At 43.4% G+C, this 12,692-nt stretch carries 8 protein-coding genes; 3 read left to right on the top strand and 5 right to left on the bottom strand.

Features of this window, described 5'->3' with window-relative positions; genetic code table 11:
• Nucleotides 1-3: 3 nt before the first annotated feature.
• The gene (locus F7R24_RS09385; RefSeq protein ID WP_151670997.1) at nt 4-1,452 is read left to right on the top strand and encodes a TrkH family potassium uptake protein; all 1,449 of its coding nucleotides are present in this window, start codon (nt 4-6) and stop codon (nt 1,450-1,452) included.
• 54 nt (nt 1,453-1,506) lie between these two features.
• Here the strand turns inward: F7R24_RS09385 and F7R24_RS09380 are convergent, their stop codons facing one another.
• A complete protein-coding gene (locus F7R24_RS09380) occupies nt 1,507-2,415 on the bottom strand; it encodes a lysophospholipid acyltransferase family protein (RefSeq protein WP_151670996.1) in 909 nt (302 codons plus the stop codon).
• A gap of 123 nt (nt 2,416-2,538) precedes the next feature.
• Here F7R24_RS09380 and glyQ point away from each other — a divergent pair, with 123 nt between their 5' ends.
• Both glyQ and glyS read left to right on the top strand, forming a co-directional pair.
• Nucleotides 2,539-3,495: a glycine--tRNA ligase subunit alpha gene (gene glyQ / locus F7R24_RS09375; protein WP_420812984.1), complete on the top strand. Its 957-nt coding sequence runs from the start codon at nt 2,539-2,541 to the stop codon at nt 3,493-3,495.
• A complete protein-coding gene (gene glyS, locus F7R24_RS09370) occupies nt 3,492-5,540 on the top strand; it encodes a glycine--tRNA ligase subunit beta (RefSeq protein WP_151670994.1) in 2,049 nt (682 codons plus the stop codon). Before glyQ ends, glyS begins: the two co-directional genes overlap by 4 nt.
• A 723-nt stretch (nt 5,541-6,263) precedes the next feature.
• Here glyS and gyrB read toward each other — a convergent pair.
• The 4 genes from gyrB to dnaA are packed head-to-tail and all read right to left on the bottom strand — an operon-like array spanning nt 6,264 to nt 12,559.
• Nucleotides 6,264-8,687, bottom strand: a complete 2,424-nt coding sequence (gyrB, locus tag F7R24_RS09365; protein ID WP_151670993.1) for a DNA topoisomerase (ATP-hydrolyzing) subunit B — start codon at nt 8,685-8,687, stop codon at nt 6,264-6,266.
• A 15-nt stretch (nt 8,688-8,702) separates the two neighbouring features.
• A complete protein-coding gene (gene recF / locus F7R24_RS09360; RefSeq protein WP_151670992.1) occupies nt 8,703-9,791 on the bottom strand; it encodes a DNA replication/repair protein RecF in 1,089 nt (362 codons plus the stop codon).
• 30 nt (nt 9,792-9,821) lie between these two features.
• The gene (dnaN, locus tag F7R24_RS09355) at nt 9,822-10,925 is read right to left on the bottom strand and encodes a DNA polymerase III subunit beta (RefSeq protein WP_151670991.1); all 1,104 of its coding nucleotides are present in this window, start codon (nt 10,923-10,925) and stop codon (nt 9,822-9,824) included.
• Between the two features lie 29 nt (nt 10,926-10,954).
• Nucleotides 10,955-12,559: a chromosomal replication initiator protein DnaA gene (dnaA, locus tag F7R24_RS09350; RefSeq protein WP_151670990.1), complete on the bottom strand. Its 1,605-nt coding sequence runs from the start codon at nt 12,557-12,559 to the stop codon at nt 10,955-10,957.
• Between the last annotated feature and the right edge of the window lie 133 nt (nt 12,560-12,692).

Here is a 12,692-nt window from a genome sequence, read left to right as displayed (position 1 = left end):
ACGATGCATTATCAGTTAACGCTTCGGGTCCTTGGTATACTGTTGATGCTTTTTAGCTTTGCACAGTTGCCACCTATCGCTGTTTCGTTTTATTACGCAGATGGCGCACATGGCGCCTTTATTTCGGCTTTCTTCATACTACTTTTGTGTGGCTTTCTTGTTTGGGTTCCTTTTTATCGCGTTAGAGGCGAGTTGCGCATACGTGATGGATTCTTAATCACGGTGCTGTTTTGGTCGGTTCTGGGTGTTTTTGGAGCGATACCGCTTTATCTTTCCACAGAACCTGACATGACCCTTGTTGATTCAGTTTTTGAGTCGATATCTGGATTATCGACAACGGGTGCAACGGTCATAACCGGTTTGGATTATTTACCTAAATCCATCCTCTATTATCGTCAGCAACTTCAGTGGCTTGGCGGTATGGGGATTATCGTTCTTGCCGTCGCCATTTTACCCATGTTAGGTATCGGGGGAATGCAGCTCTATCGTGCTGAGATTCCTGGTCCTGTTAAAGATACTAAGTTAACGCCTAGAATCACCGAAACGGCCAAGGCGCTTTGGGTAATATACGCTCTACTGACCATTCTTTGCGCTGTTGCCTATTGGGCTGCGGGTATGTCTTGGTTCGATGCCATAGGCCACAGTTTTTCAACCGTGGCTATTGGCGGTTTTTCAACCTATGACGCCAGCATCGGTCATTTTGATAATGCCAAGATTGAACTCGTTGGCATCTTTTTTATGATCCTATGTGGAATGAACTTCGCACTTCATTTCTTAGCTTGGCGTGCCAAGTCGATTACCCATTATTTTAAAGATTCTGAGGTTAAATTTTTTCTTAGTATTTTAGCCATCACTTTCATCATTACCTTCGCAGTACTCCTTATCCACGAGGTCTATGAACCAACACGATCACTCAGACAAGCTGCGTTTATGACGGTATCTATCGCAACAACAGCAGGTTTTGGTACTGGTAGTTTTGCCTACTGGCCTGTCATGCTGCCCTTTATGTTATTTGTTACCGCTTTCATTGGTGGATGCGTTGGGTCTACCGGTGGTGGTATGAAGGTTATCCGTATTCTATTGATTCTGAAACAGGGACATCGTGAGATAAAACGTCTTGTTCATCCCAACGCTATATTCCCTGTCAAAGTAGGTGGTCGGCCGATACCAGACAATGTGTTGCAAGCGGTATGGGGTTTCTTTTCTGTCTATCTTTTAGTCTTCGTAATTATGATGATTATATTGATGGGAACAGGGCTTGATCAGGTAACGGCTTGGTCTGCTGTTGGCGCCACCATTACAAACCTAGGTCCTGGTTTGGGGGATGTCGCTGACAATTTTGGTGGCATTAACGACACTGCCAAATGGATTTTATGCTTTTCAATGTTGTTAGGTCGCTTAGAGGTCTTTACCTTATTGGTATTATTCACCCCCGTTTTTTGGCGTCGTTGAGCCATCTCTTATCATCGACTATGACTAATCATTGTCTGTGTAAGTCTTCTAAGATTAGTAGATCTTAGCGCCTCCTTCAGGGCGCGTATTAAAGCGTTTGTATTCCCACTGATACTGTGACGGCAACTCTTTAACACAACGCTCTACTGAGCGATTCATAGCACTGGCCGCGACATGAATATCTTTTGTGGCTATCTCTGGATCGGCTTCACTAAAAAATATTTCAAACCCTTCCGCATTGGGTAGCCGTTTTGCGTAACCACACACCACTGTAGCACCCGTTTGTGCGGCTAACTGAGGCAGTAGTTTCATGGTTAGGGCAGGGGTATTAAAGAAATCAACAAAGATACCGCCTTCAATCTCTGGTTCCTGATCAGGAAGAATACCCACCATTTCACCCCGCTTAAGTGCTTTCATCACCTTACGAACACCCTGAACATTGGCTGGTGCCATATCTGTACCTAATCGAGCACGCATACGTTTTATTAGTTCGTCCAATTGTTTCTGTTTAGGTGGTTTGTACATCGCCGTGAAGGTATAGCGATTGGAAAGATACAAGTTTAGTATTTCCCAATTACCCAAGTGTGGTGCAATTAAAATGACACCTTTTCCAGCCTCAATACCTTGTGTAATAACTTCTTCGTTATTTACTTTCTTAATCTTCTTCAGTGTTTTATTGACTGGCCACAACCAAGACATTCCCATTTCAGAGACAGATTGCCCTGTTTGCTCTAAGCTTTCTTTAATCAATAATTGTTTCTCTTGCTCTGTCAGCTCACTAAAACAAAGCTCTATATTTGACTTGGTGTGTTGATACATCTTGTTTTTGGCACCTTTTTGATACATTCGACTTCCTAAAAAGGCACCAAATTTTTGTGCATATTTTAATGGCAATAGTGCCAATACACCCAAGGCTAAAACTGCAAAGATTCCCTTTAGACTTTTCACTCGACTTACACTCATCTATTTTTTTGCCATTATACCTGATCGACCGTTTAAGATTATTAGTTAGATACACGATCTAGCGCGACTGTTCATGTATAATTCTGGCTTTATTTTGATCATTCTATTATTAAGGTGATTCACGTGACTGACAAGGTGACGACAGACGTTAGCACATTTCAGGGCTTAATCCTTGCCCTGCAACAATATTGGGGCGATCTTGGCTGTGTTATTGTCCAGCCTCTAGATCTTGAAGTAGGTGCGGGTACTTTCCATCCAGCCACTTTTTTGCGTTCCATCGGACCTGAATCCTGGCGTTCCGCTTATGTGCAGCCCAGTCGACGTCCTACCGATGGTCGCTATGGTGAAAACCCCAATCGCCTTCAGCATTATTATCAGTTTCAAGTCGTATTAAAACCATCGCCTGATAACCTTCAAGAGTTGTTTCTCGGATCTTTAAAGCACATAGGCATTGACCCTCTAATTCATGACATTCGCTTTGTAGAGGACAACTGGGAATCACCAACACTGGGTGCTTGGGGTCTGGGTTGGGAGATATGGCTTAATGGCATGGAAGTCACTCAGTTCACCTACTTCCAGCAAGCAGGTGGTTTAGAGTGCTACCCAGTGACAGGGGAGTTAACTTACGGTCTTGAGCGTATAGCCATGTACCTTCAGGGTGTAGACAGTGTTTATGACCTCGTCTGGGCAAGACAACCTGACGGTAGTGTAACGACTTATGGTGATGTGTTTCATCAGAACGAAGTCGAAATGTCTACCTATAACTTTGAACATGCTGACGTTGCTACGCTATTTAGTAATTTTGATCACTATGAGCGTGAATGTAATAAGTTACTTGAAGCACAGCTTCCGTTACCTGCATACGAAATGGTGCTTAAAGCATCCCATACGTTTAACCTACTTGATTCTCGTCATGCAATTTCAGTCACCGAGCGCCAACGTTTTATTTTACGGGTAAGAACCTTGGCACGCTTAGTAGCACATGCTTATTTTGATAAACGTAAAGCACTTGGCTTCCCCTTGGCTCCAGAAGGAATACGTCAAGAAGTACTCGCTGCCTGTGAGGAGAAAAACGCATGATAAATCAGGATTTCTTAGTCGAATTAGGCACTGAAGAATTGCCACCAACCTCTTTATTAACACTCGCTAGTGCGTTTGGCGACGGAATAGAGAGAGGATTACAAGCTGCAGGTTTGAGCTATTCATCTGTACAGGTACACGCTTCACCACGACGTTTAGCTGTGGTTGTTAAAGATCTTCTTGTTGCTCAACCCGATCGCGAATTCGAAAAGCGTGGGCCCGCCACACAAGCTCCAACTCAAGCAGTTGAAGGTTTTGCTCGTTCCTGTGGTGTATCACTGGATGAACTGACTACCCAAGAAGTTGGCAAAGGACAATATTATGTCTATAAAGGAATGGAGAAGGGCAAGCCTTCAACAGAGCTATTGCCTGCAATCGTTTCGGATTCATTAGCAGCGCTTCCGATTCCAAAGCGTATGCGCTGGGGAGCAAGTCGTACAGAGTTTGTTCGTCCGGTTCATTGGCTAGTGATGCTGTTAGGTGAAACGGTTGTACCTTGCACTATTCTAGGACTAACTTCAGGTCGCAAGACTCAAGGACACAGGTTTCACTATCCCCACAGTATCGAACTTCTCTCACCCAGTGATTACACGACTAAACTGCTTTCCCCAGGTATGGTGATCGTTGATATCAACGATCGTCGTGAGAAAATTCGTGCTCAAGTTCTTGCAGAAGCTGCAAAGATCGATGCTCAAGTCGTTATCGACGAAGATCTGTTAGATGAAGTCTCTGCGCTTAATGAATGGCCAGTGGCTTTGATGGGTCGTTTTGAAGAACGTTTTTTGCAGGTTCCTGCCGAAGCGTTAATCTCTTCAATGAAGGCTAACCAGAAGTATTTCCACCTAATCGATGCGCATGGAAAACTCTTACCTTACTTCATTACTGTTTCTAATATTGAATCAAAAGATCCTTCGCAAATTATCTCCGGCAATGAAAAAGTAATTCGTCCACGTCTTGCGGATGCAGCTTTTTTCTTTGAGCAAGATCGTCAAACACCATTATCAGACCGTACTGAAAAATTGAAGTCGATCGTATTCCAACATGACTTAGGTACGCTTTACCAGAAAACTGAAAGGGTACAAGGGCTAGCTTCTAATATAGCTAAGCAAATAGGCGGCAACCCTGAATTTGCTTCCCGAGCTGCTTTGCTTTCTAAGTGTGACTTAATGACTAATATGGTCTTTGAGTTTACCGAACTGCAGGGGTTGATGGGTTACCATTATGCACTGCATGATGGCGAGGAGAACGAAGTTGCTTTAGCACTTAATGAGCAGTACATGCCTCGCTTCGCGGGTGATCAGCTGCCAACTACTAAGACGGGCATGGCATTAGCAATCGCCGACCGTTTAGATACGATCACTGGTTTATTTGCCATTAACCAACCACCGACGGGTTCAAAAGATCCGTTTGCACTTCGTCGTCAGTCCCTAGGTGTACTTCGCATCATCATCGAGAACAATCTTGATCTCGATCTTGAAGAGCTAGTTGCGCTATCAGCAGCAAATTATCCTGAGCTAGCCGGAAGTAAAGATGTAGTTAAGCGTGTTATAGACTTCATGCTGGAGCGCTTTAGAGCATGGTATGAAGAGAAATCTATATCTGTTGCCGTCTATCTTTCAGTACAGGCCATGCGCCCAACAAGACCTTTAGACTTTGACAAGCGTGTCCAAGCTGTCGCTCAGTTTTCTGAATTACCAGAAGCTATAGATCTTGCCGCAGCGAATAAGCGTGTTGCTAATATTTTGGCTAAACTTGAATCTCCGATTGCGTCAAGCAAACTTGATACAACGCTTCTTTTAGAGCCCGCTGAAATTGCTCTAGCTGATTCTGTGAATGAGTTGACCCAGTCGCTTCAGCCTTTATTTGAGCAGGGAAACTACACTCAAGCAATGCTTCAGCTTGCTTCCCTAAAGGATCAGATCAACTTGTTCTTTGACGACGTGATGGTCAACTCGGAAGACGATGCTATTAGAAATAATCGACTAACGCTTCTTTCTAATCTACGTAAGCTCTTCTTAGGCACTGCCGACATTTCACTTCTATAGAGTTCTATTACCCTTATATCTTAGCCCGCATCAGCGGGCTTTTTTTTGTTTCACGTGGAACACGTCAATATTTTTTAATTAAAGATTTACAAGAAAGGAGGTGTATTCCAGACTAAGATTGCCATTGATTCCAGACCAAGCCTTCCACCCGTTCCACGCCAAAACTGCCGCTGATTCCACATCAAAGCTGCCACCCTAGAACCCCGTTCCAATTGTATCATCCACGCTGTACGACAAAGGATAACTAAACGCTATTCTGTCCATATTCATTCGGAGATGTGTCAAATTCCGGCAAAGAGGCTATCCTACAAGCTCAGATCATTACTGTCGCCGTGGTAAGAGCTTCTAATTACATCTATCCACAGACCACGCGGAGCTCAGACTGGATCGGTTCGCATAACTAGACAATTAAATTCTTAGGCGGGGGCTTACCAGAGTTCATGGTGCCGGATAATTTGAAATAAGAATATAAGTTCGCCTTGGTCTGATAGATGATCGTGAAATCTATGAACGAGATAAACGACGCAGGAAATCTCAGCCTGCGCCAAGCGAATCTAGAAAGAGGCCATGTTTCACGTGGAACAAGTAATGAGTATAAAAGGCACTAATGCCTGAAGAAGTGATAAAAAACTAATATGTAAAAATGTAGCGGAAGATTGGAGGCCTATAAAAAGATACAAAAAAAGGGCAGCCTAAGCCACCCTCAGATGAAACGGAAATCGATTAAACGTCTAGGTTAGAAACGTTCAATGCGTTCGCTTCAATGAAAGCTCTTCGCGGTTCAACATCATCTCCCATTAAAGTAGAGAAGAGATGATCAGCTCCAATAGCATCATCGATGGTAACTTGAAGCATACGACGTGCATCGGGATCCATGGTGGTTTCCCACAACTGATCCGGATTCATCTCACCTAGACCTTTATAGCGCTGCACGTTATTGCCCTTGCGGGAGATATCTAAGAGCCACTGAATACCATCACCAAGATTGCGAAGTTGATACTGACGCTCACCTCGCTGCAAGTACGCTGACTCTTCGAGTAACTGCTGCAACTCTTCACCAAGAGTGGCAATAGACTGATAATCTCTCGAACGGAAAAACTCCTGATCAAAACGATAGTTAATATCGATACCGTGTTGAGTGAATTTAACTTCAGGAACAAACTGACTATGTTCACGATCTTCAACAACCGTACAGCCGTACCAAGCAGAAGATGAACTAACAAAGTCTGAAAGGTAGACCGAAAGCTTTTCAACCCACGCTTCAACAGCAGCACGATCATATAGCTGATCAAGCTCGAGCTTAGGCAGGTACATTAATTGACGTAAAACGGACGCTGGATAGACACGACTAATACGTGCAATCAAGGACTCAACATGACGATAACGTTCAATTAACTTTTCAAGAGATTCACCTGAGATAGGTGGAGCTTCTGCTGAAGGGAATAGCTGAGTGCCATCAAGAGCACCTTGTAGTAAATACTGCTCTAGTGCTGGCTCATCTTTTAGGTACTGTTCTTGCTTACCTTTACGGACCTTGTATAGAGGCGGTTGCGCTATATAAAGATGACCACGCTCAATCAATTCAGGCATCTGGCGATAAAAGAAGGTCAACAATAAAGTACGAATATGCGATCCATCGACGTCAGCATCCGTCATGATAATGATAGAGTGATAACGCAATTTATCCGCATTAAACTCATCACGACCAATACCACAACCCAAAGCAGTAATCAGTGTTCCGACTTCGGCAGAGGTCAGCATCTTATCAAAACGCGCTTTCTCAACGTTAAGAATCTTACCTTTTAAAGGAAGAATGGCTTGGGTACGACGATCACGACCTTGCTTTGCAGAACCACCTGCAGAGTCACCCTCCACAAGGTAGATTTCAGAAAGTGCAGGGTCTTTCTCTTGGCAATCAGCTAACTTTCCGGGAAGACCTGCAACGTCCAATGCACCTTTACGGCGTGTCATCTCACGAGCTTTTCGGGCAGCTTCACGCGCGCGAGCAGCATCAATCATTTTGGAAACAATTGATTTAGCATCCTGAGGATTTTCTAGAAGATAGTCAGATAAGTGTTGCGCCATTAATTGCTCAACAGCCGTTTTAACTTCTGATGAAACCAATTTATCTTTCGTTTGTGAAGAGAACTTAGGATCAGGCACCTTGACGGATATAATCGCATTAAGACCTTCACGACTATCATCACCGGTAGTGGCTACCTTACCATTCTTATTTAATTGCTCAGCTTCAATGTAGTTATTTAAGCAACGCGTCAAAGAAGCACGAAAGCCGGATAAGTGGGTACCACCATCACGCTGGGGAATATTATTGGCAAAACAATGAATGCTTTCCTGAAAACTATCATTCCATTGCATAGCCACTTCAACACCAACACCGTTTTCATGCATCGCATTGAAATGAAAAATAGTATTGACGGTAGTTTTGCTCTGGTTCAAATACGAAACAAAAGAAGCTAGACCACCTTCATATTCAAAGATCTCTTCACGACCTGCACGCTCATCTTTCAAACGAATACGAACACCTGAATTTAGAAAAGAGAGTTCACGAAGACGTTTTGCAAGAAGATCAAATTGAAAATGGATATTGGTAAAGGTTTCCTCAGAAGGCTTGAAGCGAACAATTGTACCGGTAGAAGAGGTTTCACCAACAATTTTTAAGGGTGCTTGAGGAACGCCGTGTACATAAATTTGCTCATGCACTTTTCCATCACGACGAATCGTCAAGGTTAACTCACTGGAAAGGGCGTTTACAACAGACACGCCGACACCATGAAGACCACCAGAAACTTTATAGGTGTTATCGTCGAATTTACCACCGGCATGAAGAACAGTCATAATAACTTCAGCAGCCGAAACACCTTCTTCTTCATGAATATCCGTAGGGACACCACGACCGTTATCAGAAACCGTTACACTTTCGTCAGGATGAATGATAACTGCAACTTCAGTACAGTAGCCCGCTAAGGCTTCATCAATACCATTATCGACTAACTCAAACACCATATGATGAAGGCCACTTCCGTCATCAGTATCACCGATGTACATGCCTGGACGCTTTCTGACGGCATCGAGTCCCTTCAGAACTTTGATACTCGTTGAATCGTAAGTAGAGTTTTCACCACTCATTGTACACTCCTAGCGTTACCGGCAAGACAAGCTACCGGCATCCAGATGAAAGAGCGCCAGATCCGTATCTGGCGACCAAAATTTAATTAAACTGTCAGGATCGACACAGGTGATGAAACACTGATCATCACTCTGTTCTAAAAAATTACAAAACAACTGTGCATGAGGCTCATCTAATTCAGATGGCAAATCATCCACTAAATAAATACAGGCACGATCAGAATGCTGCCGATACACCTGACCTTGAGCTAAACGCAATGCACTCACAACCAGTTTTTTTTGGCCACGAGACAAACGGTCAGCAGCATTGATACCATCACAACGAAAGCGTAAGTCAGCTCTCTGGGGACCCGCTAAGGTAAACCCTTGTTGGATTTCACGGTCAACTTGATCGGACAGTACCGCCTCTAAAGTGCGCTTACTGTCCCATCCAGTAAAGAATTTAAGTTCAATGCTTATATCATCTAAAAGAATAGATAAAATACGATTAAACTCAGGTATCAAACGATCTAAATAAGCGCGTCGATGCTCAGTTAATTGCTCACCATAGGCAATGAATTCACGATCCCAAACCTGCATCTGCAATCGATCAACTTTACCATATTTCAGCAAAGAATTCCGTTGTTTCAGTGCACGTCTAAATCCACGCCATAAATTAATAAATTGAACATCTGCATGGAAACCACCCCAATCGAGAAACTGTCTTCGAACAGCAGGAGACCCGTCCAATAACTCAAAGGTACCGCTATACAAAACCTGAACAGGTAACAAGCTTGCTAGTTCCGCAGAATCCAAGGATCGTCCATCGTAACGAACCCGAACATCACCTGAGAGGCGTCTTTCTACTCCTAACGGAAGAGGGTGCTTGCTATGGCTATCAAGGACACGAGAAAAGACTAAGGCAGCCTCTTGACCTTGGGTCAGCAAGTGGCGGATCTCATGCGTACGAAAGGAGCGAGTGGTCGATAAAAAATGAATTGCTTCTAAGATACTGGTCTTACCACTACCATTTTTACCCGAGATAATATTGATGCGAGCAGAGGGATTAAACTCAGGTGCCATAAGATTACGGACACCTGAGATGTTTAAATAAGAAATCGACATAGATTAGGAATTAAAACAGGTAATAACCTGCTACATTCTCATCGGCATCACGACATAAAGCGCATCATGTTCATCGTAGCCTTGAACCAAAGCACTTGAATTTGCGTCAGAGAGAATTAAACGAACCACGTCAGAATTCAAAATAGACAATACATCTAACAAGTAATTAACATTGAACCCTATCTCTAGATCTTGCCCCTCATAATCAACCGCCAATGTTTCTTCAGCTTCTTCTTGCTCTGGGTTATTAGCGGTGACTTGTAACATGCCATTACTCAGATTCAGTCGAACACCACGGTATTTTTCATTCGATAGAATCGCGATACGGGTAAAAACCTGACGGAGTTCTTGTCTATCACCGAGTAAAACCTTATCACCATTACGGGGGATAACCCGATTATAATCAGGAAACTTACCATCAACTAATTTTGAAGTGAACGTATAGTCGCCGACCACAGCACGGATGTGATTAGAACCAATTACTAGGGTGACAGGAGAATCGCCACCTTGAAGAAGCCGAGCTAATTCTAAAATACCTTTACGAGGAATGATAATTTGGTGATCAAGCGAAGCATCGGCCTCAACAGGGGAAGTACTCGTTGCTAATCTATGTCCATCCGTTGAAACTGCACGAAGGGTAGAATCTCTCACCTCCAGTAACATACCGTTTAGGTAGTAACGAACATCTTGTTGCGCCATAGAGAAACCAGTTTTTTCGATTAACTGACGCAACGAAGACTGAGGTAAAGAGATAGTTAAGGCTTCCGGGCTGTCTTCAACATTGGGGAAGTCTGCTGCTGGTAGCGTCGCTAACGAGAAACGGCTTCGACCTGCTTTAATTTTAGCTTTGTCATCAGCTACGTGAACCTCAACCAAAGCATCGTCAGAAAGAGACTTACAGATATCCATCAGCTTACGGGCTGGGATCGTCACAGAGCCAGCTTCAGCCATTTCATTAAGAGGTATGCGAGCTACCAGCTCTACCTCAAGATCGGTACCCGTCATCGACAGCATACCATCAGCGGCAACTAACAAAATGTTTGAGAGTACCGGCATTGTCTGACGGCGTTCTACAACCCCTGCAACTAACTGTAAGGGTTTGATCAGTGCTTCTCTGGAAATCACAAATCTCATGGCTTCATTCCTTGGTCAGGATCTGAACACTACGCCGTCAGGTGACGCAGCAGGTTTTTATAATCTTCACTTATGTCATTATTGCTTTCACGAAGCTCTTTAATTTTACGACAAGCATGAAGAACCGTAGTATGGTCTCGTCCACCAAACGCATTACCAATTTCAGGTAAGCTATGGTTGGTTAACTCTTTCGATAACGACATAGCCACTTGACGTGGACGTGCTACAGAACGGCTACGTCGTTTCGATAATAAATCATTAGTTTTGATTTTATAGTAATCTGCAACAACTCGCTGAATATTATCAATACTGACTTGCTTATCTTGAAGGGCAAGTAGATCCTTCAAGGATTCTTTAATAAACGAAGTATTGATGACGCTACCAGTGAAGTGAGCATTCGCTATCACTCGTTTCAGAGCACCTTCGAGCTCACGAACATTGGAGCGTATTTTTTGTGCCAAAAAGAAAGCAGCATCATCAGGAAGTACAATACGCGCTTCATCCGCTTTTTTCATCAAAATAGCCACCCGAGTTTCAAGTTCAGGGGGCTCTATAGGGACCGTTAAACCCCATCCAAAACGCGACTTCAGGCGCTCTTCAACTCCATTAATCTCTTTCGGATAACGATCGCTGGTCAGAATCAATTGTTGACCACCTTCAAGCAAGGCGTTGAAGGTATGAAAAAACTCTTCTTGCGAACGTTCTTTACCAGCAAAAAACTGAATATCATCAATTAACAATGCATCTACAGAACGATAATAACGCTTAAAGTCGTTAATCGCATTTAATTGAAGGGCTTTAACCATATCGGCTACAAAGCGCTCAGAATGAAGATAGACAATTCTTGCATTGGGATTTCGCTTAAGCATCTCGCAGCCAACTGCATGCATTAAGTGAGTCTTACCTAAACCAACGCCGCCATAGATAAACAACGGATTGTAACCACCACCGGGATTATCAGCGACTTGCTGAGCAGCGGCCAATGCCAATTGGTTGGACTTACCTTGAACAAAAGCTTGAAAAGTAAAAGCAGGATTTAAGTTGGATTGATGTTTGACACCACCTTCAACATCCACTTTGCGTGATTTACGGCGACGGGAGTCGTCAAGGTGATGTTCGTTTTGAATAGGGTCATGCAACGGAAGATGTACCTGACTTGGTGACGACTGTTGCGGAATCATGGTATTTGGAATAGTAATGCTGGAGTTAACTGCTAACGGTGGTTCAATGGCTTGAATTACCGAAGCAACAGATTCATTGCTATCAGTAGCTAAAGGGTAATCTGATATACTGTGCGATAAAGTAGAGTAGTTATCAGATACATCATGGTTTGTGTTAACCGCAGGTTGAGTGGTTAAAAACGCAGCCTTACCATTCGCGACGGTTTGTTTACCGGCAATATCAATACTGACTTCTGCGGATAAATTTCCACTGACATTAATAAAGGTTTGACGTATATGTGATAGATACTTGTCACAAACCCAATCTTTTACAAATCGATTAGGGGCGGTTAAGACAAGGTGATCTGCCGAACAATCAGCTAGCCGCAACGGACGGATCCAAGTATTAAACTGTTGCGATGGGAATTCTTCCCTGAGACCGGAAAGACACCGCTCCCATAACGCTACTGACATGCACAAACCCCAAACCGGATAAAGCCACGTAATTGAATGCTAATTTGAATTCATTCTATCCTTTTTAGGATAAGTTATCCACAGCCCATTGCCATATTGGGCGTTGTTATTTGTTGAAAAATGTCACAAATCA

This window comes from Nitrincola schmidtii, assembly GCF_008973715.1.
GTDB classification, from domain to species: domain Bacteria; phylum Pseudomonadota; class Gammaproteobacteria; order Pseudomonadales; family Balneatricaceae; genus Nitrincola; species Nitrincola schmidtii.
Note: the sequence above shows the minus strand (reverse complement) of the source record. Positions and strands in the feature narration are given on the sequence as shown.